This window comes from Streptomyces sp. NPDC098101, from assembly GCF_044760185.1.
In the GTDB taxonomy this organism is placed as follows: domain Bacteria; phylum Actinomycetota; class Actinomycetes; order Streptomycetales; family Streptomycetaceae; genus Streptomyces.
The window spans coordinates 863,143-883,916 of sequence record NZ_JBIWAS010000004.1 but is presented as its reverse complement, the minus strand read 5'-3'; the positions used below and the strand labels follow the sequence as shown (position 1 = coordinate 883,916).

23 protein-coding genes and 1 riboswitch are annotated in these 20,774 nt (G+C 74.2%); of the genes, 10 read left to right on the top strand and 13 right to left on the bottom strand.

Going from position 1 to position 20,774, the window contains the following annotated elements; genetic code table 11:
- Positions 1–311: 311 nt before the first annotated feature.
- The 3 genes from mug to ACIQVI_RS22285 form a co-directional block, all read right to left on the bottom strand.
- Positions 312–809 (bottom strand): G/U mismatch-specific DNA glycosylase, encoded by a 498-nt coding sequence (gene mug, locus ACIQVI_RS22295; RefSeq protein ID WP_351971176.1) that lies wholly within the window; start codon positions 807–809, stop codon positions 312–314.
- A gap of 62 nt (positions 810–871) precedes the next feature.
- Positions 872–2,314 carry an adenylosuccinate lyase gene (gene purB / locus ACIQVI_RS22290; protein ID WP_351971175.1) on the bottom strand — a complete coding sequence of 481 codons (1,443 nt, stop codon included), beginning with the start codon at positions 2,312–2,314 and terminating at the stop codon, positions 872–874.
- A 74-nt stretch (positions 2,315–2,388) separates the two neighbouring features.
- The gene (locus ACIQVI_RS22285) at positions 2,389–3,186 is read right to left on the bottom strand and encodes an SGNH/GDSL hydrolase family protein (RefSeq protein WP_351971174.1); all 798 of its coding nucleotides are present in this window, start codon (positions 3,184–3,186) and stop codon (positions 2,389–2,391) included.
- A 64-nt stretch (positions 3,187–3,250) separates the two neighbouring features.
- Between ACIQVI_RS22285 and ACIQVI_RS22280 the strand changes: the two genes are divergently transcribed.
- Positions 3,251–4,270, top strand: a complete 1,020-nt coding sequence (locus ACIQVI_RS22280) for a maleylpyruvate isomerase N-terminal domain-containing protein (protein WP_403598442.1) — start codon at positions 3,251–3,253, stop codon at positions 4,268–4,270.
- Positions 4,271–4,353: 83 nt separating this feature from the next.
- Here ACIQVI_RS22280 and ACIQVI_RS22275 read toward each other — a convergent pair whose 3' ends face one another.
- From ACIQVI_RS22275 to bioB, 7 genes are all read right to left on the bottom strand, one after another.
- A complete protein-coding gene (locus tag ACIQVI_RS22275; protein ID WP_351971172.1) occupies positions 4,354–5,373 on the bottom strand; it encodes a hemolysin family protein in 1,020 nt (339 codons plus the stop codon).
- Positions 5,370–6,710, bottom strand: coding sequence for a hemolysin family protein (locus ACIQVI_RS22270; protein ID WP_351971171.1), 1,341 nt, complete (start codon positions 6,708–6,710; stop codon positions 5,370–5,372). Before ACIQVI_RS22270 ends, ACIQVI_RS22275 begins: the two co-directional genes overlap by 4 nt.
- A 208-nt stretch (positions 6,711–6,918) precedes the next feature.
- Positions 6,919–7,368: a GNAT family N-acetyltransferase gene (locus ACIQVI_RS22265; RefSeq protein WP_403598438.1), complete on the bottom strand. Its 450-nt coding sequence runs from the start codon at positions 7,366–7,368 to the stop codon at positions 6,919–6,921.
- A 66-nt stretch (positions 7,369–7,434) separates the two neighbouring features.
- Positions 7,435–8,100, bottom strand: coding sequence for a class I SAM-dependent methyltransferase (locus ACIQVI_RS22260; protein ID WP_403598435.1), 666 nt, complete (start codon positions 8,098–8,100; stop codon positions 7,435–7,437).
- 164 nt (positions 8,101–8,264) lie between these two features.
- Positions 8,265–8,993 carry a dethiobiotin synthase gene (gene bioD, locus ACIQVI_RS22255; RefSeq protein WP_403598432.1) on the bottom strand — a complete coding sequence of 243 codons (729 nt, stop codon included), beginning with the start codon at positions 8,991–8,993 and terminating at the stop codon, positions 8,265–8,267.
- 20 nt (positions 8,994–9,013) lie between these two features.
- Positions 9,014–10,294 carry an adenosylmethionine--8-amino-7-oxononanoate transaminase gene (locus ACIQVI_RS22250; protein WP_403598430.1) on the bottom strand — a complete coding sequence of 427 codons (1,281 nt, stop codon included), beginning with the start codon at positions 10,292–10,294 and terminating at the stop codon, positions 9,014–9,016.
- The gene (bioB, locus tag ACIQVI_RS22245; RefSeq protein WP_403598427.1) at positions 10,287–11,570 is read right to left on the bottom strand and encodes a biotin synthase BioB; all 1,284 of its coding nucleotides are present in this window, start codon (positions 11,568–11,570) and stop codon (positions 10,287–10,289) included. The genes ACIQVI_RS22250 and bioB overlap by 8 nt, the downstream gene beginning before the upstream one ends.
- Positions 11,571–11,745: 175 nt before the next feature.
- Here bioB and ACIQVI_RS22240 point away from each other — a divergent pair, with 175 nt between their 5' ends.
- Together ACIQVI_RS22240 and ACIQVI_RS22235 are read left to right on the top strand one after the other, a co-directional pair.
- Positions 11,746–12,924, top strand: a complete 1,179-nt coding sequence (locus ACIQVI_RS22240; protein WP_403598425.1) for an 8-amino-7-oxononanoate synthase — start codon at positions 11,746–11,748, stop codon at positions 12,922–12,924.
- Between the two features lie 161 nt (positions 12,925–13,085).
- Complete coding sequence (locus tag ACIQVI_RS22235) at positions 13,086–13,523, top strand: ATP-binding protein (protein ID WP_403598422.1); 438 nt, start codon at positions 13,086–13,088, stop codon at positions 13,521–13,523.
- Between the two features lie 117 nt (positions 13,524–13,640).
- Here ACIQVI_RS22235 and ACIQVI_RS22230 read toward each other — a convergent pair whose 3' ends face one another.
- The 3 genes from ACIQVI_RS22230 to ACIQVI_RS22220 form a co-directional block, all read right to left on the bottom strand.
- On the bottom strand, positions 13,641–14,117 hold the full coding sequence (locus tag ACIQVI_RS22230; RefSeq protein WP_351971163.1) for a C40 family peptidase: 477 nt from the start codon (positions 14,115–14,117) through the stop codon (positions 13,641–13,643).
- A gap of 3 nt (positions 14,118–14,120) precedes the next feature.
- Positions 14,121–14,251: riboswitch (cyclic di-AMP (ydaO/yuaA leader) on the bottom strand.
- A gap of 399 nt (positions 14,252–14,650) precedes the next feature.
- The gene (locus ACIQVI_RS22225) at positions 14,651–14,947 is read right to left on the bottom strand and encodes a hypothetical protein (protein WP_403598418.1); all 297 of its coding nucleotides are present in this window, start codon (positions 14,945–14,947) and stop codon (positions 14,651–14,653) included.
- Between the two features lie 7 nt (positions 14,948–14,954).
- Positions 14,955–15,566: an ATP-dependent Clp protease proteolytic subunit gene (locus tag ACIQVI_RS22220; RefSeq protein WP_403598415.1), complete on the bottom strand. Its 612-nt coding sequence runs from the start codon at positions 15,564–15,566 to the stop codon at positions 14,955–14,957.
- Positions 15,567–15,624: 58 nt separating this feature from the next.
- Between ACIQVI_RS22220 and ACIQVI_RS22215 the strand changes: the two genes are divergently transcribed.
- The 7 genes from ACIQVI_RS22215 to ACIQVI_RS22185 all read left to right on the top strand — a co-directional run bounded on the left by ACIQVI_RS22215 (position 15,625) and on the right by ACIQVI_RS22185 (position 20,665).
- Positions 15,625–15,903, top strand: coding sequence for a type II toxin-antitoxin system Phd/YefM family antitoxin (locus tag ACIQVI_RS22215; protein WP_351971160.1), 279 nt, complete (start codon positions 15,625–15,627; stop codon positions 15,901–15,903).
- A 182-nt stretch (positions 15,904–16,085) separates the two neighbouring features.
- A complete protein-coding gene (locus tag ACIQVI_RS22210) occupies positions 16,086–16,388 on the top strand; it encodes an urease subunit gamma (RefSeq protein WP_121833608.1) in 303 nt (100 codons plus the stop codon).
- A gap of 13 nt (positions 16,389–16,401) precedes the next feature.
- The gene (locus ACIQVI_RS22205; protein WP_403598411.1) at positions 16,402–16,779 is read left to right on the top strand and encodes an urease subunit beta; all 378 of its coding nucleotides are present in this window, start codon (positions 16,402–16,404) and stop codon (positions 16,777–16,779) included.
- Positions 16,772–18,493: an urease subunit alpha gene (locus tag ACIQVI_RS22200; RefSeq protein ID WP_403598408.1), complete on the top strand. Its 1,722-nt coding sequence runs from the start codon at positions 16,772–16,774 to the stop codon at positions 18,491–18,493. Before ACIQVI_RS22205 ends, ACIQVI_RS22200 begins: the two co-directional genes overlap by 8 nt.
- A 14-nt stretch (positions 18,494–18,507) precedes the next feature.
- Positions 18,508–19,170, top strand: coding sequence for an urease accessory UreF family protein (locus tag ACIQVI_RS22195; protein ID WP_351971179.1), 663 nt, complete (start codon positions 18,508–18,510; stop codon positions 19,168–19,170).
- Between the two features lie 77 nt (positions 19,171–19,247).
- Positions 19,248–19,925 (top strand): urease accessory protein UreG, encoded by a 678-nt coding sequence (gene ureG / locus ACIQVI_RS22190; protein ID WP_403598405.1) that lies wholly within the window; start codon positions 19,248–19,250, stop codon positions 19,923–19,925.
- A complete protein-coding gene (locus ACIQVI_RS22185) occupies positions 19,922–20,665 on the top strand; it encodes an urease accessory protein UreD (RefSeq protein ID WP_403598769.1) in 744 nt (247 codons plus the stop codon). Before ureG ends, ACIQVI_RS22185 begins: the two co-directional genes overlap by 4 nt.
- Positions 20,666–20,774: the final 109 nt, after the last annotated feature.

Sequence of the window (20,774 nt, the reverse complement as noted above, 5' to 3'; positions counted from 1 at the left end):
CTCCCAGCTCGTGAGCCATTCAGCCGGATGGTACTCAATGGGTCCCGCTGCGGCGAGTGCCGCCCCCGTCACGCTTGGGTGACGGTCCGCCTCCGGGGCCCCGCCGCCACCGGCGACGAACGCGCACGTCAGGCGGGAGGCGGGGGCGGAACCCGAAGCGGAACGGGCCGTACGGGGCTCCCGCCCGCCGTGGGTACGACCCCCGCCCGCCACCGGTACGACCCACCGCCCGCCACCGATACGGCTCGCCCGCCGTCGTACGGCGCGCGGGCCCCGCTCCGGGCCACGGCTCCGCTCCACGGGCAGGTGCCCTACGCCTCCGCGATCCCCGCCGCCTCGCGGAGCCGGGCGAACTCCTCGGCCATCGCCGCCGTCGACCAGTGGGCGTTGAGACCGCTCGGGCTGGGCAGCGCCCAGATCCGGGTGGTGCCGATCGTGCGCTCCTGCGGCCCGATGACCGCCTTCGGCTCGTCGAAGGCCGCGCGGTACGCGGTGACGCCGGCGATCGCGAGCCAGCGCGGCTCCAGCCGCTCCACCCGCGCGGCGAGCAGCCGCCCGCCCTCCCGGTACTCCTCGCGGGTCAGCTCGTCGGCCCGCGCGGACGGCCGCTCCACCACGTTCGTGATCCCGAGCCCGTACGTCAGGAGCTCCTCCTGCTCGTCCGGCCGCAGCTGCCTCGGGGTGAACCCCGACAGGTGCAGCACCGGCCAGAACCGGTTGCCCGGCCGGGCGAAGTGGTGTCCGGACGCCGCCGTCATCAGACCCGGGTTGATCCCGCAGAAGAGCACCGAGAGGCCGTCCGCGACCACGTCGGGAACGACGCGGTCGCGAGCGGCCTCCAGCTCCTGCCGGGTGAACCGGGGGGAGGGGGTCAGAGGATCGCCCCGGGGGTGTAGGCGGCGGCCTCCGGGTGCTGCTTGAGGATCTCCTCGACGCGGGAGACCACGGACGCGACCTGGTCGGCGGCGGCGCCCGTGAAGGACAGCTTGTCCGCCATCAGCTCGTCCAGCTGCGCCCGGTCCAGCGGGATGCGCTCGTCGGCGGCCAGCTTGTCGAGCAGCTCGTTGCGCTCGGCGCCCTGCTCGCGCATGGCGAGCGCGGAGGCCACCGCGTTCTCCTTGATGGCCTCGTGGGCGACCTCGCGGCCGACCCCGGCGCGCACGGCTCCCATGAGGACCTTGGTGGTCGCCAGGAAGGGCAGGTAGCGGTCGAGCTCGCGGGCCACGACGGCCGGGAAGGCGCCGAACTCGTCCAGCACGGTCAGGAAGGTCTCCAGGAGGCCGTCCAGGGCGAAGAAGGCGTCCGGCAGCGCGACCCGGCGGACCACGGAGCAGGACACGTCGCCCTCGTTCCACTGGTCGCCGGCCAGCTCGCCGGTCATCGAGGCGTAGCCGCGCAGGATGACCATCAGGCCGTTGACGCGCTCGCAGGAGCGGGTGTTCATCTTGTGCGGCATCGCCGAGGAGCCGACCTGGCCGGGCTTGAAGCCCTCGGTGACCAGCTCGTGGCCCGCCATCAGACGGATCGTCTTGGCGGTCGAGGACGGCGCGGCGGCCAGCTGGACCAGCGTGGTGACCACGTCGTAGTCGAGCGAGCGCGGGTAGACCTGGCCGACCGAGGTGAAGGCGTGCGCGAAGCCGAGGTGACCGGCGATCCGCCGCTCCAGGTCGGCCAGCTTGCCGGCGTCGCCGCCGAGCAGGTCCAGCATGTCCTGCGCGGTGCCGACCGGGCCCTTGATCCCGCGCAGCGGGTAGCGGCCGAGCAGCTCCTCCAGGCGCGCGTACGCCACGAGCAGCTCGTCCGCCGCCGTCGCGAACCGCTTGCCGAGGGTGGTCGCCTGGGCGGCGACGTTGTGCGAGCGGCCGGCCAGGACCAGCTCGGCGTACTCGGCGGAGAGCTTGCCGAGGCGGGCGAGGACGGCGACCGTGCGGTCCCGCATCAGCTCCAGGGAGAGCCGGATCTGCAGCTGCTCGACGTTCTCGGTGAGGTCGCGCGAGGTCATGCCCTTGTGGACGTGCTCGTGACCGGCGAGGGCGTTGAACTCCTCGATGCGGGCCTTCACGTCGTGCCGGGTGACCTTCTCGCGCTCGGCGATGGAGCCGAGGTCGACCTGGTCGAGGACGCGCTCGTAGTCGGCGAGGGCCTCCTCCGGAACCTCGATCCCGAGGTCCTTCTGCGCACGCAGCACGGCGAGCCACAGCCGGCGCTCCAGCTTCACCTTCTGCTCGGGGGACCAGAGGACGGCGAGCTCCGCGGAGGCGTAGCGGCCGGCCAGAACGTTGGGGATGCGGGGCTTCGCAGTCACAGCAGTCACGTGGGCAGAGTTTACCTGGCGGTTTCTGCAGGTCGGCGCCGCCGCCCGATGTGGAGCTTGCTACGAGACGCGGGTCACGGGCGCTCGGACCGGACGCTCACCGAGGGCGCGTACGGAAGCAGCTCCGGGCGCTTGGGCGCGCGGCCGTCGCCGGAGGAGCGGCCGGTCAGGCGCCGCCCGATCCAGGGGCCCAGGTGCTCCCTGGCGAAGCGGGCGTCCGCGAGCCGCCGGCTCGCCCAGCGCGGGCGCGCGGTCGGCGGCAGCGGGGTGCGCCAGTCCTCCTCCGGCTCCAGGCCGAGGGCCTGCCACACGGCCTCGGCGACCCGCCGGTGCCCCTCGGCCGTCAGGTGGAGCCGGTCCACGTCCCACAGGCGGGGGTCGCCGAGCGACGGCGCCCCGTACAGGTCGACGACCAGGGCGCCGTGCCGGGCGGCGAGCCCGTCGATGTGGGCGAAGAGCTCCTCCATCCGGGGCCGGAAGCGCTCCATGACGGGCCCGTTCCGGCCGGGGCTGCGCATCAGGACGAGCTGCCCGCAGGCGGGTGTGAGGCGTTCCACTGCCTCGGTGAGGAGGTCCCTCACCCGGACCATGTCGACCTTGGGCCGGAGGGTGTCGTTGAGGCCGCCGACGAGGGTGACCACATCGGCCTCCATCGTTGCGGCCGGGCCGACTTGCTCCTCGACGATCTGTCCGATGAGCTTCCCGCGCACGGCGAGGTTCGCGTAGCGGAAGCCGGGGGAGCGGGCGGCGAGACGGCCCGCGAGGGCGTCGGCCCAGCCGCCGTAGGAACCGTCGGGCCTCAGGTCCGACATACCCTCGGTGAAGCTGTCGCCGAGGGCGACGAAACTGTTGTACGTGGCATTGATCTCCATGGCGGAGCGATCATACCGTGCGGTATGCGAGGCGTGCCGTGGAGAACCCGGGAGGGGAAATCCGATGAGCGAAGCGCTCCTGAGCGCCCTGGCAGAGGCCCTGGCCGGACTGGTGACGGAGGTCGAGGCGGCCGACGAGGACGTCCTCGACCCCGACACGGCGGTGGCGTGGCTGGAGTCCACCGGGCACGCCCTCGCCGGGCTCACGGCGGCCGACCGGCGGACCCTCGACGGGCTCTTCCGCGCGGCGGCCCTGCGCGAGCCCGAGGGCCCCCGGCGGAACGGGCTGCTCAAGGTCTCCGAGGGCCTGGGCCTCACCGAGGACACCCACGCCACCGCCTGCGACGCCGCTCTGGAGCACGCCCGGCGCCTCGCCGCCGTCGTCCGCGCCGCCGACCCCGCCACCCCCGTCCCCGGCCGTCCCGACCGGACCCTCGCGGACCTCGCCCGGCACGTCGGCGCCGTCCACCGCTGGGCCGAGCACCTCGTACGGACCCGCTCCGCCGTCCGCGTCCTCGCGGAGGACCTCCCCCTGGACCCGCCGGCCGACCCCGCCGCGTACGCCGACTGGCTCGTCGCCGGGGCCGAGCGCTTCGCCGCCACCGCCCGCGCCGCCGACCCGGACGCCCCCGTCTGGTCCCCGGGCGCGGACCCGCACGTCCGCCACTACCCCCGCCGGGTGCTCTACGAGACCCTGGTCCACCTCGCCGACGCCGAACGCGCCGTCGACGGGAAGGCCGGCCCCCTCGACCCCGGCACGGCCGCGGAGGCCGTCGACCACTTCCTGACCGACGCCCCGTACGTCGGCCGGATCGCCGAGCCGGTCTCCCGGCTCGGCCGGGACGGGGCGGTCCTGCGCCTCGCCGCCCGCGACGCCGACGCCGTCTGGACCCTCGTCCTCGGCGGGGGCGGCTTCACCTGGACCCGGGGGAGCGGCGGCGCCGAGCCGACCGCCGCCGTCGAGGCGGACGCCGGGGAGCTGCTGCTCCTGCTGCACCGCCGGTACGACGCCGACGAGCCGTGCTTCGCGCACACCGGCGACCGGAGCCTGCTCGACGCCTGGCTGTCCGCCACCGCGCTCTGAACCCCGAACCCTCTGAAACTCCGCGAGAAGCCCGAAGGGCCCCGGGACGGATCCCGGGGCCCTTCTCCGTTCACGCGGACCGGCTACGACGCCGCGGGGCGTCCCACCAGCTCGCGCAGCACGTCCTCCATCGCCACGAGACCGGCCGGGCGGTCGTTCTCGTCGAGCACCGCCGCCAGGTGCGTCCGGCTGCGGCGCATCGCGGTCAGGACGTCGTCCAGCGGCGTCTCCGCCCGCACCCGGGCGATCGGCCGCAGCGACGTCACCGGGAACGGCAGGTCGCGCGGGACGATGTCCAGGGCGTCCTTGACGTGCAGGTAGCCCATGATGTGGCGCTCCGCGTCGACCACGGGGAAGCGGGAGAAACCGGTCCGCGCCGACAGCGCCTCCAGCTCCTCGGGGGTGGTGCCGACCGGGGTGGACACCACCTTCTCCGCCGGCATCACCACGTCCCGTACGGGACGGCGGCCCAGCTCCAGGGCGTCGTGCAGCCGCTCGGCGGCCCGGTCGTCCAGGAGCCCGGCGTCACCGGCGTCGGTGACCATGCGGGCCAGCTCGTCGTCCGAGAAGGTCGCCGAGACCTCGTCCTTGACCTCCACCCGCAACAGCTTGAGCAGGGTGTTCGCGAAGGCGTTGATCGTGAAGATCACCGGCCGCAGCGCCCGGGCGAGCGTCACCAGGGGCGGCCCGAGGAGCAGCGCGGAGCGCGTCGGCTCCGCGAGCGCGATGTTCTTCGGCACCATCTCGCCGAGCAGCATGTGCAGGTACGTCGCGAGCGACAGGGCGATCACGAACGAGATCGGGTGCACCAGGCCGTGCGGGACGCCGACCGCGTCGAAGACCGGTTCGAGCAGGTGCGCGATGGCCGGTTCGGCGACGATGCCGAGGACCAGGGTGCAGAGCGTGATGCCGAGCTGGGCCGCCGCGAGCATCGCGGAGACGTGCTCCAGACCCCAGACGACACTGCGCGCCCGCTTGTTCCCCGCCTCCGCGAGGGGTTCGATCTGGCTGCGGCGGACCGAGATCAGGGCGAACTCGGCGCCGACGAAGAAGGCGTTGACGACCAGGGTGAGCAGGCCGATCAGCAACTGGATCGCGATCATCGGCCGGCCTCCCCGGTCTCGTCCTCGGTGTCGTGCGCGGGCTCGTGCAGCAGCACGCGGGCCGCGCGCCGGCCCGAGGCGTCCACGACGTCGAGCCGCCAGCCGGCGAGCTCCACGCCGTCGCCGACGGCCGGGATCCGGCCCAGCTCGTGGGCCACGAAGCCCGCGAGCGTCTCGTACGGGCCGTCCGGCACCTTCAGGCCGATCGCGCCGACCTGGTCGGTGCGGGCCGCGCCGTCGGCGGACCACAGCACGCGCCCGTCCGCGTCCTCGCCGGCCCGTGCCAGGTCCGGTGTCTCGTGCGGGTCGTGCTCGTCGCGGACCTCGCCGACGACCTCCTCGACGATGTCCTCCAGGGTCACGACCCCGGCCGTACCGCCGTACTCGTCGATGACGACCGCCATCGTCTGCTTCCCGGACAGCCGGTCGAGCAGCTTGTCCACGGTCAGCGTCTCGGGGACGAGCAGCGGCTCGCGCAGCATCTCCCCGATCGGGCGGCGGTACCGCTCGGCGGCCGGTATGGCGAGGACGTCCTTGATGTGGGCGATGCCGACGACCGCGTCCAGGCTGTCCCGGTAGACCGGGAAGCGGGACAGGCCGGTCGCGCGGGTCGCGTTCGCCACGTCCTCGGCGGTCGCCTGCACGTCCAGGGCGGTGACCTGCACGCGGGGCGTCATCACGTTCTCGGCGGTCAGCTCCGCCAGGTTGAGGGTGCGGACGAACAGCTCGGCCGTGTCCGCCTCCAGGGCCCCCTCCTTGGCGGAGTGCCGGGCCAGGGCCACCAGCTCCTGCGGGGAGCGCGCGGAGGCCAGCTCCTCGGTCGGCTCCATGCCGAGCCGGCGCAGGATCCGGTTCGCGGTGTTGTTGAGGTGGCTGATCAGCGGCTTGAAGGCCGCCGTGAACACGCGCTGCGGGGTGGCCACGACCTTCGCCACGGCGAGCGGCGAGGAGATGGCCCAGTTCTTGGGGACCAGCTCGCCGACCACCATCAGGACCACGGTCGACAGGGCGGTGCCCAGGACCAGGGCCACCGAGGAGGCGACCGCGGCGGAGAGGCCGACGGCCTCGACCGGGCCCTTGATCAGGGCGGCGATCGACGGCTCGGCCAGCATTCCGACCACCAGGTTGGTGACGGTGATGCCCAGCTGGGCGCCGGAGAGCTGGAACGTCAGCGACCTCACGGCCTTGAGCGCGCTCGACGCGCCGCGCTCGCCGCGCTTCACGGCGGCCTCGAGTTCGCCGCGCTCGACCGTGGTCAGCGAGAACTCGGCCGCGACGAAGGCGCCGCACGCGAGGGAGAGCAGGAGCGCGAGGAGGAGCAGGAGCACTTCGGTCATCGGTTCACCTCCGTCCCATGATCACGCGGCGGGAGGAGGATCGCTCGGCGTCGGCGGCCGGAGCTTTCGAGTCTGTGGAAACCAGTGCTACTGGGAGGCTCGCCCATGGGCGGACGCTCACACCTTTCGGTCGTCGGGATGAGAGACCATGGTAAAGGACGGGCAAAGCGAGGTACTGGTCACCCCGGGGCTCCTCACCTGGCACTTCTCATCGTCCCTCCTGCTCCTCTTGTCGCCCCGCGAGCGGCTTCACCCAGCGGCGCCAGTGGTCCTCGCGCGCGTACCCGGCGGCCGCCCACACCATCCGCCCCGTCCCGTTCGCCTCCAGGACCATGGCGTCCGCGCGCCGCCCGCCGAGCGCGGCGAACCGCTCCTCGGCCGCCCGCAGGAGCGCGGTGGAGATCCCCCGGCGCCGGTACGTGGGCAGGACGGCGAGCCGGTAGAGGGAGGCGCGCCAGCCGTCCCAGCCGGCGATCACGGACCCCACGATCCGGCCGCCGGCCAGCGCGAGGAGCAGGGCCTCCGGATCGCGCGCGACGAGCCGGGTGACCCCGTCCACGTCGTCCGAGACGGACGTCCCCTCGGCGGACTCCCGCCAGAAGGCCAGGACGGCCTCGGCCTCGTCGGCGGTGGCGGCGCGTATCTGAAAATCGATCATGGCCGGATCCCATCACGGGGGTCGTCGGCCGTGCCAGGGAGTTCCGGAGGGCGGGACGGCGGCGCCTCACCGCCTCGCCGTGCCCAGGACACAGGGGGAGGACGGCAGCCTCGGCCCGCCCTCCGGGACGTCGAAGGAGCGGTACGGGCCGAGGGCGAACCCGGCACCCCCGATCTCCGCCAGCGGGGCGCGGGAGGTGTGGCAGCCGCCGAAGAGCAGCGGCCACACCGTCCGGTCGAGGCCCCGCTGCACCCGCGCGAGCCCCGGCGTGTCCGCCGCCCCGTGCTCGAAGAAGCGCAGCTCGCCGCCGGGGCGCAGGACCCGGCGCAGCTCCGCGAGGGCCGCCGGAACATCCCGTACCGTGCACAGGACCAGGGAGACCACCGCCGCGTCGAAGGCGCCGTCCTCGGCCGGCAGCGCCTCGGCCGTCCCCGGCAGCACGGTCACCGGAACGGCCGCCCGCCGCGCGGCCCTCCCGGCCAGTTCGCGCAGCCGGGCCTCCGGCTCGACGGCCACGACCTCCGTGACCCCGACCGGGTAGTGCCCGAAGTTCAGCCCGTTCCCGGCGCCGACCTCGACCACCCGGCCGGCGAGCCCGGCGAGCAGCTCCGCCCGGAGGGGCCCGATCCCGCCCCGCGTCTCGGCGGAGACGCTGAACCGGGCGTAGAAGCGGGCGAAGAGGGGGTGGTGCACCCGGGGCGATCCGCCGGACACCGGCCGCGAAGACGTCATCGGAGGCTCCTCACGCCTGGACGCGCACACCTCCAGCCTACGGAGCCGCACGCGCCGGGGCCGGACGACGGGCCGGAGCCGGACGACGGGCCGGACTCGCCCGCCCCGCCCGTACGAGAAGACCGTGCCCCGGCACGTGGGCACTCCCCCCTGCGGACCGGCGGTCAGCCCCCGTACGGCTCCGCGTGCGTCCGTGCGAACGACTCCGCGTCCCACGTCCCGCCCAGGGCCGGGGCCAGCCAGCCGCCCGCCGCCGTCCGGAACTCCGCCGGGGCCAGGGCGCCCGAGCCCTCCGGTACGGCTCCGAGGAGGGGTGCGCCCGCCGCCTCCGGCAGGTCGGCCAGGTTGCAGCGTGCCGCCAGGTCCGGCGCGGCCGGCCAGCTGCCGATCACCACGCCCAGCTGCGCGATCCCGCGCGCCCGCAGCGCCTCGGCCGTCAGAGCGGTCGAGTTGAGCGTCCCGAGCCCGGCCGGGGCCACCACCAGGACCGGCGCGCCGAGCAGCGCCGCCGCGTCCGCGAGCGTGCCGCCCTCCTCGTCGAAGCGGACGAGCAGCCCGCCCGCCCCCTCCACGAGCACCAGGTCGTGTCCGGCGGCCAGCTTCCGGGCGGCCTCGGCGACCTCCCGGGGCCCGACCGGCGCGAGACCGGCCCGCCGGGCGGCCGTCCCCGGGGCCAGCGGCTCCGGGAAACGGCCCAGCTCGGCCGAGGCGGCGGCGCCCGAGAGCCGTACGACCTCGTCCGCGTCGCCCCGCTCGTCCGGTCCGACGCCCGTCTGCGCGGGCTTCAGGACGGCGACCGAACGCCCGGCGGCGGTCGCCGCGGCGGCCACGGCCGCGGTCACGACCGTCTTGCCGATCTCGGTCCCGGTGCCGCTGACGACGACGATTCCCATGCCTGTCCCAGTCCTTCCGTTCAGCCCGCCGCCGCGGCGGCCCGTACCGCCGCGCAGATCCGGGCCACGTCCTCGTCGCCGGTCACGTACGGCGGCATCGTGTAGATCAGGTCCCGGAACGGGCGCAGCCACACGCCCTCCCGGACCGCCGCGCGCGTCGCCGCCGCCATGTCGACCTCGTGGTCGAGCTGGACGACCCCGATCGCGCCGAGCACCCGCACGTCCCGCACGCCCGGCAGGGCGGCGGCCGGGGCGAGCCCCTCGCGCAGCCCGGCCTCGATCCGCTTGACCTCGACCCGCCAGTCCCGCGAGAGCAGCAGGTCGATCGAGGCCAGGGCCACGGCGGAGGCCAGCGGGTTTCCCATGAAGGTCGGCCCGTGCGCCAGGACCGGCACCTCGCCCCGCGAGATCCCGTCCGCCACCCGGCTCGTGCAGAGGGTCGCGGCCATCGACAGGTAACCGCCCGTCAGCGCCTTGCCCACGCACATCACGTCGGGGGACACCCCGGCCGCGTCGGCGGCGAACAGCGTGCCCGTGCGCCCGAACCCGGTCGCGATCTCGTCGAACACCAGCAGCACGCCGTGCTCGTCGCAGGCCTCCCGCAGCACCCGCAGGTACGCCGGGTCGTGGAAGCGCATCCCGCCCGCGCCCTGCACCACCGGCTCCACGACCACCGCGGCCAGCTCGTGCGCGTGCCGCCCGATCGAGGTCCGCAGCAGCTCCGCGTACGACTCCTCGTACGCGGCCGGCGGGGCGTCCGTGAAGACCTGCGGCTGGAGGACCCCCGACCACAGCTCGTGCATCCCGCCCTCGGGGTCGCACACCGACATCGGCTGCCAGGTGTCCCCGTGGTAGCCGCCGCGCCAGGTGAAGAGCCGCCGCTTCTCGGGGCGGCCGAGCGAACGCCAGTACTGCAGGCACATCTTGACGGCGACCTCGACGGAGACCGAGCCCGAGTCGCTGAGGAAGACGTGCCGCAGCGGCTCGGGGGTGATCTCCACCAGCCGGCTCGCGAGCCGGACGGCCGGCTCGTGGGTGAGCCCGCCGAACATCACGTGGCTCATCCGGTCGAGCTGGCCGCGCACCGCCTCGTTGAGGACGGGGTGGTTGTAGCCGTGCACCGCCGACCACCACGAGGACATGCCGTCGACCAACTCCTCCTGCCCCTCGGCGGGTTCGGCGAGCCGGAGGCGCACCCCGGACGCGGACGCGACGACCAGCGGTTCCGTGCGGCCCGGCATGGGGCCGTACGGGTGCCAGACGTGCGCCCGGTCCAGGGCGAGGAGCTCGTCGTTACGCATTCGGCGCGAGGTCCGTCCCGGCTCCCCGGCGGCGCACCGCCACCAGATCGGTCCGGGCGCCGCCCGGCGCGGCCTCGGCGGCCGGGGTCGCGGCGGGCTCGGGCACCGGGGCGTGACCGCCGCACGGACCGCAGCCGCCGCCGGAGTGCGAGCCGCAGCCCGCGCCGGCCTCCGCCGCGCCGCCCTCCGCCGGCGCGTGCGAGCCGCAGCCGCCACCGGTCTCCGCGCCCGCGCCCGAACCGCAGCCGCCACCGGCCGCCGCGAGCGCGTCCGCGCGGTGGGCGGGCAGCGTGGGCGTGCCCGCGCCCTCCACCTCGAAGCCCGCGTCCGCGATCATGTCCAGGTCGGCCTGCCCGGCCTGGCCCTCGCTGGTCAGGTAGTCGCCCAGGAAGATCGAGTTCGCGATGTGCAGCGCGAGCGGCTGCATCGAGCGCAGGTGCACCTCGCGCCCGCCGGCGATCCGCACCTCGACGTCGGGGCAGACGAACCGCACCATCGCCAGGATCCGCAGACAGCGCTGCGGCGTCAGGTTCCACTCCTTGGCGAGCGGAGTGCCCTCGAACGGGATGAGGAAGTTGACCGGCACCGAGTCCGATCCCAGCTCCCGCAGCGCGTACACGACGTCGACCAGGTCCTCGTCGGCCTCGCCCATGCCCGCGATCAGACCCGAGCAGGCCGAGAGCCCGGCCGCGTGCGCCTTCTGGACGGTGTCCACCCGATCGGCGTACGTGTGGGTCTTGGTGATGCCCCCGTACGTCGCCTCGGACGTGTTCAGGTTGTGGTTGTACGCGTCGGCGCCGGCCTCCCGCAGCCGCTCCGCCTGGCCGTCCGAGAGCAGACCGAGGCAGGCGCACACCTCGACGCCCTCGTTCTCCTCCTTGATGGCCTCGATGGTCCTGCCGACCCGCTCGACGTCCCGGTCCGTCGGACCGCGTCCGCTCGCCACCAGGCACACCCGCTTGGCGCCGCCCGCGACGCCCGCCGCGGCCGCCTTGGACGCCTCGTCCGGCTTCAGCCAGGTGTACTTGAGGATCTCGGCCTTGGAGCCGAGCCGCTGCGAACAGTACGAGCAGTCCTCGGGGCACAGGCCGGACTTCAGATTGACCAGATAGTTGAGCTTCACCCGCCGCCCGAACCACTGACGGCGCACCTTGCCGGCCGCCGCCACCACATCGAGCAGTTCGTCGTCGGAGGTCGCCAGGACGGCGAGCGCTTCTTCACGGGTCGGCGGCTCGCGCCGCAGCCCCTTCTCCACCAGCGTGTTCAGCAGGTCCATAACCGCTGATCCTGGCCTATCGCCCGGCCCCGGGCCAAGGAGGATCCGAACAAACGGCTCCGAGCGGGGTGTGTGGATGACCACACCACGATCCCGGTCTCCTGCGGTTAGGGTCTGTGCGCTGCCTACAAAAGGCGCCGGCCGGCCGGCCGAAGGCGCCGACGGAGGAACCCGTATGCCACAGGCCGACGACGCACGGGCCGCGGGTCCGCGCCGCACCGCGTTCGACTGGACCGACGCCGAGGCGCGCCGCCGGGCCGACGCCGGTCTGGTCCGCACGCTGCGGCCCCGGGCGGCCGAGTCGGACCTCCTCGACCTGGCGGGCAACGACTACCTCGGCCTCACCCGCAGGCCCGAGGTGACCGGGGCGGCGGCCGAGGCGGCCCGGCGCTGGGGCGCGGGCTCCACCGGCTCCCGGCTCGTCACCGGCACCACCCTGCTCCACGCCGACCTGGAGCGCGAACTCGCCGACTTCTGCGGCTTCGAGGCGGCCCTCGTCTTCTCCTCCGGCTACGCCGCCAACCTCGCCGTGCTCACCGCGCTCGGCAGCCGGGACTCCCTGATCGTCTCGGACGCCGCCAACCACGCCTCCCTGGTGGACGGTTGCCGGCTGGCGCGCGCCGAGACCGCCGTCGTCCCACACGCCGACCCCGAGGCCGTGCGCAAGACCCTGGAGGCGCACCCCGGGCGCCAGGCCCTCGTCGTCAGCGACTCCGTCTTCTCCGTCGACGGCGACCGGGCCCCGCTCGCGGAGCTGGCCGCCGCCTGCCGCGCGCACGGCGCCGGTCTCGTCGTGGACGACGCCCACGGCTTCGGCGTCCTCGGCGACGGCGGCCGGGGCGCGGTGCACGGGGCCGGGCTCGCGGGCGACGAGGACGTGGTCGCCACCCTGACCCTCTCCAAGTCCCTGGGCAGCCAGGGCGGCGCGGTCCTCGGCCCGGCCCGGGTGATCGAGCACCTGGTGAACGCCGCCCGCACCTTCATCTTCGACACCGGCCTCGCCCCGGCCGCCGTCGGCGGCGCCCTCGCGAGCCTGCGGCTGATCGCCGCCGAACCGGGGCTCGCCGAGCGGGCCCGTACCGTCGCCACCACCCTGTACGAGCGGCTGACCGCGGCCGGACTCACCGCGGCCCGGCCCGACGCGGCCGTGGTCGCGGTCCGCGCGCCCTCCCCGGAGGCGGCGCTGCGCTGGGCGGCGGACTGCCGGGAAGGGGGTCTGGCGGTCGGCTGCTTCCGGCCCCCGTCCGTCCCCGACGGCGTCTCGCGCCTGCGTCTGACGGCCCGCGCCGACCTGACGGACGCGCAGATCGCCCGGGCGGTGGAGACGGTCCTGCGGACCGCGCCCGCCGCCTGAGGGCCGGGCCGGGGCGTTCACGGTTCGTACGGTTCACCGCTTCGGGCGACAGACGGGGCCACAGCCTGGTGGAACCGGGTGGGGCGCGGCAGCATCGGTGGGACTCTGACGCGCAGTGCGATCCGGGGCAGCGGCCCCGGCGGGAAAGGGACAGAGTCGCCATGGCAGACCATCAGGAAGCATCCGTCACCCTGCCGAGCGAGCCCGCCTCGGTCCCCGCCGCCCGGCGGTACGTCGCGGAGGTGCTCACCGCCTGGGGTCTCGACGACTCCTCCGACCGGGCGGACGCGGTCCGTCTGGTGGTGTCGGAGCTGGCCACCAACGCCGTCCTGCACACCTTCGGCCAGTCGCCCTCCTTCACGGTCGGCGTCCGCCTGGAGCACGGGGAACAGCTCCACGTCGGCGTCACGGACAGCCATCCCCGCCGCCCCCGCCGCCTCCCCGCGGCGGTCCAGCAGGACAACGGCCGCGGCATGGCCATCATCCGTTCCCTGGCGGCGGAGTCCGGCGGCCGCCTCTCGGTGACCCCGACCGAGGACGGCGGCAAGACGGTGGGCGTCACCCTGCCGTGGAAGGCGGCCGCTCCGGTGGGCTGTTAGCCCGTCCGGCGGCGGCCCGGGTGCGAAGGCGGTGCGGGTGCGACGGCGGTTCGGGTGCGGCGGCGCCACCGCACCCCCCGGTCCGTCTCGAGGCGCCCGGTCAGCGCCCGGGCGGGGTCACCGGACGCGTCCGTAGTAGACCTTCGAGGACCAGATCTTGTCGAGCTTCACCCAGGAGCCGGTCTTGGGCGAGTGCCAGATCTTGTTGCTCCCGGCGTAGATGCCCACGTGGTAGACCTTCCCGCCGGAGTGGAAGAAGACCAGGTCCCCCTTCTGCCTGCTCCCGGCGGAGACGTGCCGGGTCTTGTTGTACTGCTGCTGCGCGGTGCGGGGCAGCGACTTGCCCGCCTTCTTGTACGCGTAGAGCGTCAGGCCCGAGCAGTCGAACCGGGAGGGGCCGACGGCCCCGTAGCGGTAGGGCGCGCCCTTCTTGGACGCGGCGATGCTCAGCGCCTTGTTCGCGTGTGTGGTGGCCGCCTGGGCCTCCGGTGCCGCGCCCGGTGCGAGCAGCGTGCCGCCGACGGCGGCGAGGGTGAGAGCCGAGACGGCTCCGGCCCGGGACAGCAGGGACGGGACGTGCATCTGCGCAGTCATGCGCAACCCTTCGTCAGCCGCCTGTGAAGGATGACCTGTCGGGTTCGGGCAGGCGAAGATGCCCGGCCGCGGCTGCGGCTTCACCCCAAGGGCCGGCCCCGCTGCGGAAACAGCGCGTACGGCCCGTACTGCTCGGGTCCTCCACTCCTGCCGATCCAATCCTGTCGACCAGACGTCCGGGACAGCGGCAGGACTCGGCGTCCGCCCGGACCGCCCCGCCTCGGATGGCGGGGGCTTGTCGTCGGCAGGGATCTTGCCCCACAGCCTGGTCGAAATCCGAGTGGAAACAGCGATATGTGAGAGTCCTCACGACTGATCCATTCGGGTGGACAGGATGCTTTCGTGATCGCGGAGGTTTGACCGGCGAGCCCCGCACCAGCAAAGGAACGCCCGATTCCGCCAGATGTGTACCCCCGGTGCGCAACTCGCCCGAGCCATATGTCGACTCGTCGACTCCACCGAACGGACGAGTGCTTCCGGCGCGGCTGTCGGCCGTCCGGCCCTCGACACGACATGCCGGAATGTCAACTCCGTCATGTCCGGGGGAGCGTGACCCGGCCGGCCCGCCGCTCCCCGTCCAACACCCGCAGGGCGCGCGCCAGGGTGTCCACGTGGACCTCGCTCTCGCCCCGCGCGTGCATGAGCGCCAGGGCCTCGCGCAGCGCCTCCGCGCGCCCCACCAGGGCCTGAGCCGCCCTCAGTGCCCCATAGGTATGCGTAGTTCTGGATGGATTGATCTTCCCCAGGAGGTCGACCACCGCGAGGTACGCGTCGACGAGTTCGCCCTCGGCCCGCGTCAGGGCGGGCAGCGGGGGCGGTTCGGGGACCACGGCCCGCTCACCGCACCGCGTCGCGCCGGCGCGTGATCACATGGTCCACCAGGCCGTACTCGACCGCGGCCGGAGCGTCCAGGACCGTGAGGCGGTCGAGGTCGGCGTCGACCCGTTCCCTGCTCCGTCCGGTGTGCTCGGCGAGCATCCCGGCCACCAGGTCGCGCTGGCGGAGCAGTTCGCGCGCCCGGATGTCGAGGTCGCTCGGCTGTCCGCGCAGGGGCTCCTCCGTGGCGGGCTGCCGGAGCGTGACCCGGGAGCCGGGGAGCATCGTGCGCTTGCCCGGGGTGCCGGCGGCGAGCAGGACGGCCGCGGTGGAGGCGGCCTGCCCCAGGCAGGTGGTCGCCACGTCGCAGGCGAGCGTCCGGATCGTGTCGTGGACCGCGGTCATGGCGTCGACGGAGCCGCCGGGGGAGTTCACGTAGAGCGCGATGTCCTGATCGGGTGCCGCGTACTCCAGGTACAGGAGCTGGGCGATCACGTCGTTGGACGAGGTCTCGTCGATCCGCGTGCCGAGGAAGACGATCCGGGACTCCAGCAGTTTCGTGTACGGGTCGAGGGTCCGGATCCCGTGAGCGGTCCGCTCCGTGAACTCCGGCAGGACGTGTCGAGCCTCCATGACGGGCACCTCCATCGGTAAAAAATGTACAGGACGTACAGACCGTAAGATGGGGAGCATGACCTACGAGATCCCGGTGACGCAAGCGCGAGCCGAGCTCGCGGACCTCATCAACCGCGTCGTGTACGGCGGTGAACGCGTCGTCGTCACCCGCCACGGGAAGCCCCTGGTCGCCCTGGTCTCCGCCGCCGACCTGGACGTACTCGAAGGGGCGGCGCGGCCGGAGGAGGAGCCGGTGGTCCGCTCGGTCTCCGGTTTCCACTCCGTCGACTCCGCTCCCGGCGAACAGGGGCACTTCGGCCTCGCCGCCCGCCACCGCGAGCCCGGCGCTCCGTAGCGGCCCGCCGGTCGGATGATCATGGGAACGCAAAGCCGGAGTTAACGAGCCGGAAAAACTTCCGCCCTAACGTGCAATGTCTCGCCGCGGGCCGCATCCGGGCCGTTCAACAGAGTGTTGACGGTCGGTAGGGTCCGCAGCTGTCCGGGTGCCGTCCCGGTCGACGACTGTGAGGTGGAAGAGTGCAACTGAGCCCGCACGAGCAGGAACGCCTGCTCATCCATGTGGCGGCGGACGTGGCCGAGAAGCGCAGGGCCCGGGGCGTACGGCTCAACCACCCCGAGGCCGTCGCCCTCCTGACCTCCCACGTCCTGGAGGGCGCCCGCGACGGCCGGACCGTCGCCGAGCTGATGGCCTCCGGCCGCAAGGTGCTCACCCGCGACGACGTCATGGAGGGCATCCCCGAGATGATCCACGACGTCCAGGTCGAGGCCACCTTCCCGGACGGCACCAAGCTCGTCACCGTCCACGACCCCATCGTCTGAACGGGCGCCGCCGATGATCCCCGGAGAGATCCTGTACGCGGACGGCCCCGTCGCCCTCAACGAGGGGCGCCCCGTCACCCGCCTCACCGTGCTCAACGCCGCCGACCGGCCCGTCCAGGTCGGCTCCCACTACCACTTCGCCGAGGTCAACCCCGGCCTGGAGTTCGACCGCGCCGCCGCGCACGGGCTGCGGCTGCACATCGCCGCCGGAACCGCCGTCCGCTTCGAGCCCGGCATCCCGGTCGAGGTCGAACTCGTCGCGATCGCCGGCCGCCGCGTCGTGCCCGGACTGCGCGGCGAGACCGCCGGACCGCTCGACGCCGACCGCGCCACCGGCCCCGGCGCGGACTCCGGTACGGGCTCCGGTACGGACGGAGGCCCCCGTGCCTGAGCTGCGCCGCGCCGTCTACGCCGACCTGTTCGGCCCCACCACCGGCGACCGGATCCGCCTCGCCGACACCGACCTCCTCGTGGAGATCGAGGAGGACCGCTCCGGCGGCCCCGGCCGCGCCGGGGAGGAAGCCGTCTTCGGCGGCGGCAAGGTCGTCCGCGAGTCCATGGGGCAGGCCCGCACCACCCGCGCCGAGGGCGCCCCCGACACCGTGATCACCGGCGCCGTGGTCATCGACCACTGGGGGATCGTCAAGGCCGACATCGGCATCCGCGACGGGCGGATCACCGCCCTCGGCAAGGCCGGCAACCCCGACACCATGGACGGCGTCCACCCCGGCCTGGTGATCGGCCCCGAGACCGAGATCGTCGTCGGCAACGGACGGATCGTCACCGCCGGGGCCGTCGACGCCCACGTCCACTTCATCTCACCGACCGTCGTCGAACAGGCCCTCGCCACCGGCGTCACCACCCTCGTCGGCGGCGGCACCGGACCCGCCGAGGGCACCAAGGCGACCACGATCACCCCCGGCCCCTGGCACCTGGCCCGGATGTTCGAGGCCCTCGACACCTTCCCGGTCAACATCGGCCTCCTCGGCAAGGGCAACACCACGTCCCGCGAGGCCATGCACTCCCAACTGCGCGGCGGAGCCCTCGGGTTCAAGATCCACGAGGACTGGGGTGCCACCCCGGCCGTCATCGACGCCTGCCTGGGCGTGTGCGAGGAGACCGGCGCCCAGCTCGCCATCCACACCGACACCCTCAACGAGGCGGGCTTCGTCGGCGACACCCTCGCCGCCATCGCCGGCCGCACCGTCCACGCGTACCACACCGAGGGCGCCGGCGGCGGGCACGCCCCCGACATCATCACGGTCGTCTCCGAGCCGTACGTCCTGCCCAGCTCCACCAACCCGACCCGGCCGCACACCGTCAACACCATCGAGGAACACCTCGACATGCTGATGGTCTGCCACCACCTCAACCCGGCCGTCCCCGAAGACCTCGCCTTCGCGGAGTCCCGCATCCGGCCCTCCACCATCGCCGCCGAGGACGTCCTGCACGACCTCGGCGCCATCTCGATCATCTCCTCCGACTCCCAGGCCATGGGCCGGATCGGCGAGGTGATCATGCGGACCTGGCAGACCGCCCACGTCATGAAGAAGCGGCGCGGCGCCCTGCCCGGCGACGGCCGCGCCGACAACCACCGGGCCCGCCGCTACGTCGCCAAGTACACGATCAACCCGGCCGCCGCCCAGGGCATGGACCACCTCATCGGCTCCGTCGAGCCCGGCAAGCTCGCGGACCTGGTGCTCTGGGAGCCCGCCTTCTTCGGCGTGAAGCCGCTCCTCGTCCTCAAGGGCGGCCAGATCGCGTACGCGCAGATGGGCGACGCCAACGCCTCCATCCCCACGCCCCAGCCGGTCCTGCCCCGGCCGATGTTCGGCGCGCTCGGCAAGGCCGCGGCGGCCGGCTCGTTCAACTTCGTCGCCGGCGCGGCGATCGAGGACGACCTGCCGCAACGGCTGGGCGTGCACAAGGAGTTCACCGCCATCGGGAACACCCGGCGGGTCACCAAGGCCGACATGCGCGAGAACGACGCGCTGCCCCGGGTCGAGGTCGACGCGGACACCTTCACGGTGACCATCGACGGCGAACCGGTCGAACCGGCCCCCGCCGCCGAACTGCCCATGGCCCAGCGCTACTTCCTCTTCTGATGGCAGTACCGACGATGACGCGCTCGGCCCTCCTCGTGCTCGCCGACGGCCGCTTCCCGGCTGGCGGGCACGCCCACTCCGGAGGCGCCGAGGCCGCCGTCAAGGCCGGCCGGATCAAGGACGCCGACGACCTGGAGGCCTTCTGCCGGGGGCGCCTGCACACCACGGGCCTCACCTCCGCCGGACTCGCCGCCGGAGCCGCGCACGGGCTCGACCCGCACGCGCTCGACGCGGCGGCCGACGCCCGCACCCCCTCGCCCGCCCTGCGCGCCGCCGCCCGCAGGCTCGGCCGCCAGATGATGCGGGCCGCGCGCGCCGCCTGGCCCGACCCCGCACTCGACGCGCTCGCGGCCGCCTTCCCGCGCGGCGCCCACCAGCCCGTCGTCCTCGGCGCCGCCGCCCGGGCCGCCGGACTCGGCCCCGAGGACGCGGCGCACTGCGTCGCGTACGAGACGGTCGGCGGTCCCGCGACCGCGGTGGTCCGCCTCCTGGGCCTCGACCCCTACCGGGCCACCGCCGTCCTCGCCCGCCTCGCGCCCGAGATGGACCGGGTGGCCGAGCGGGCCGCCGCGGCCGCCCGGGACGGGGTGGACGCCCTGCCGGCCGCCTCCGCGCCCCTGCTCGACCTCACCGCCGAACAGCACGCGGCCTGGCCGGTCCGCCTCTTCGCGTCCTGACGCCCCGGCACCCCGGACCCCGCCCTTCTTCCGCGACACGACCAACGCAACCGACACGACCACCCCGGAGCCGCCCCATGCACCTCGGCCACGCCCACACCCACCACGGCGCCGTCTCCGCCGACGCCCACCGCCCCGACGGCACCCGCCGCGCCCTGCGCGTCGGACTCGGCGGACCGGTCGGCTCCGGCAAGACCGCCACCGTCGCCGCCCTCTGCCGCGCCCTGCGCGACACCCTCTCCCTCGCCGTCGTCACCAACGACATCTACACCCGCGAGGACGCCGAGTTCCTGCTCCGCGAGGCCGTCCTGCCGCCCGAGCGCATCCGAGCCGTGGAGACCGGTGCCTGCCCGCACACCGCCATCCGCGACGACATCTCCGCCAACCTCGAAGCCGTCGAGGAGCTGGAGGACGCCGTCGGCCCGCTCGACCTCATCCTCGTCGAGTCCGGCGGCGACAACCTCACCGCCACCTTCTCCAGGGGCCTCGTGGACGCCCAGATCTTCGTCATCGACGTCGCCGGCGGCGACGACATCCCGCGCAAGGGCGGCCCCGGCGTCACCACCGCCGACCTCCTCGTCGTCAACAAGACCGACCTCGCCCCGTACGTCGGCTCCGACCTGGAGCGGATGGCCCGCGACGCGAAGGAGCAGCGCGGCGACCTGCCCGTCCTCTTCACCTCCCTGCGCTCGGCGGAGGGCGTCGGCCCCGTCGCCGACTGGGTCCGGGCACAGCTTGCGGCATGGGCCGCGTGAGCCTGCGCGCCACCGCCCGGATCGACGCCGACGCCGCCGGCGGGCTGCCGCTCCTGGTGAGCGACGGCCCCCTCGCCCTGCGCCGCACCCGGGCGGCGGGGCCGTACACCCGGGTCACCGTCGTCGGGGCGATGAGTGCCCCGCTCGGCGGCGACCGGCTCGCGATCGAGACCCGGGTACGGGCCGGGGCCCGGCTCCTGGTCGACTCGGCCGCCGCCACCCTCGCCCTGCCGGGCCGCGGCGCCGACCCGGCCGCGTACGACGTCCGGATCGACGTCGAGGGCGACGGCGTGCTCCGCTGGCTGCCCGAGCAGGTGGTCTCCGTCGAGGGCTCGCACCTGCGGATGCGGACCACCGTCGAACTCGCCCCCGCGGCCCGGCTCGTCCTGCGCGAGGAGCAGGTCCTCGGGCGGCACGGCGAACCCTCCGGCACCCTCGCCACCCGTCTCACCGTCCGCCGCGCCGGACGCCCCCTGCTCGACCAGGAGCTGTCCTTCGGCCCCGGCGCCCCCGGCGGCTGGGACGGCGGCGCGGTCCTCGGCGGCCACCGGGCCACCGGACAACTCCTCGTCGTCGAACCGGCGTTCGCGGAGAAGCCGGTGGAGGCCCGGCTGCTCGGGGAGCACGCGGTGATCGCCCCGCTCGCGGGCCCCGCCGCCCTCGTCACCGCCGTCGCCCCGGACGCCCTGGCCCTGCGCCGCCTCCTCGACACCGCGCTGGCCGCGCTCGCCCCGTTCTGACCCGCACCGCCCGGCCCTCGCCGTTCACCGCTCAGCGGTACACCGCTCTCCGGTTATTGGTTCGGCAAAGAAACACGCGTTCGCTCTTTCCTCCCGGGTCCCCCTGGCG